The 1,185-nt window shown below is 76.3% G+C and carries 1 protein-coding gene; it reads left to right on the top strand.

Annotated elements, in window-relative coordinates; all coding sequences use genetic code 11:
- On the top strand, positions 1-1,185 hold a 1,185-nt coding region (cofG, locus tag ABEB16_RS21650; protein ID WP_345714239.1), incomplete at both ends, for a 7,8-didemethyl-8-hydroxy-5-deazariboflavin synthase CofG.

Raw genomic sequence — 1,185 nt, 5'->3', positions numbered from 1 at the left:
CCGTCACCTACAGCCGCAAGGTGTTCGTGCCGCTCACCCGGCTGTGCCGCGACCGCTGCCACTACTGCACCTTCGCGACGGTCCCGCACCGGCTGCCCGCGCCGTTCCTGTCGCCCGACGAGGTCCTCGACATCGCCCGGGCCGGCGCCGCGGCCGGCTGCAAGGAGGCGCTGTTCACCCTCGGCGACCGCCCCGAGGACCGCTGGCCCGCGGCGCGGGAGTGGCTGGACGCCCACGGCTACGACGACACCCTGTCCTACGTGCGGGCGATGGCCGTGCGGGTGCTGGAGGAGACCGGCCTGCTGCCGCACCTCAACCCCGGGGTGATGAGCTGGGCGGAGCTGCAGCGGCTCAAGCCGGTGGCCCCCTCGATGGGGATGATGCTGGAGACCACCTCCCGGCGGCTGTTCGAGCAGCCGGGCGGGCCGCACTTCGGCTCCCCGGACAAGGACCCCGCCGTGCGGCTGCGCGTGCTGGAAGACGCCGGCCGGGTCGGGGTGCCCTTCACCACCGGCATCCTCGTCGGCATCGGGGAGACCCCCGCCGAGCGCGTCGACTCCCTGCTGGCGATCCGCCGCGTCGCGCGGGAGTACCGCGGCGTGCAGGAGGTCATCGTGCAGAACTTCCGCGCCAAGGACGACACCGCGATGCGCTCGGCGGCCGACCTCGGCCACGAGGAGTACCTCGCGACGATCGCGGTGGCCCGGCTGCTGCTGGGACCGGCGGTGAGCCTGCAGGCCCCGCCGAACCTGTCCGACCCGGCCGGGCTGCACGACCTGCTGGCCGCCGGCGTCGACGACTGGGGCGGCGTCTCACCCCTGACCCCCGACCACGTCAACCCCGAGCGGCCCTGGCCGCACCTGGACGACCTCGCGCGCTGGACGGGCGAGGCGGGGCTGGCGCTGGCCGAGCGGCTCACCGCCCACCCGCGCTTCGTGCTGGGCTCCCTCACCCGCGACGAGGCGTGGATCGACCCGCGGCTGCACCCGCACGTGGCGGCGCTGGCGGCGCCGGGCAGCGGCCTGGCCGCCGAGGGCGCGCGGCCGGTGGGCCTGCCCTGGCAGGAGCGCGACGGCGGCGGCCTGGCGGCCGGCTGGGGGCGCACCGGCCTGCACGCGGAGGTCGACACCACCGGCCGCACCGGTGACCGGCGCGGGGACTTCGACGAGGTGTACGGCGACTGGG

Origin of the sequence: Kineococcus glutinatus (assembly GCF_039542765.1) — a bacterium.
Classification (GTDB): domain Bacteria; phylum Actinomycetota; class Actinomycetes; order Actinomycetales; family Kineococcaceae; genus Kineococcus_A; species Kineococcus_A glutinatus.
Note: the sequence above shows the minus strand (reverse complement) of the source record. Positions and strands in the feature narration are given on the sequence as shown.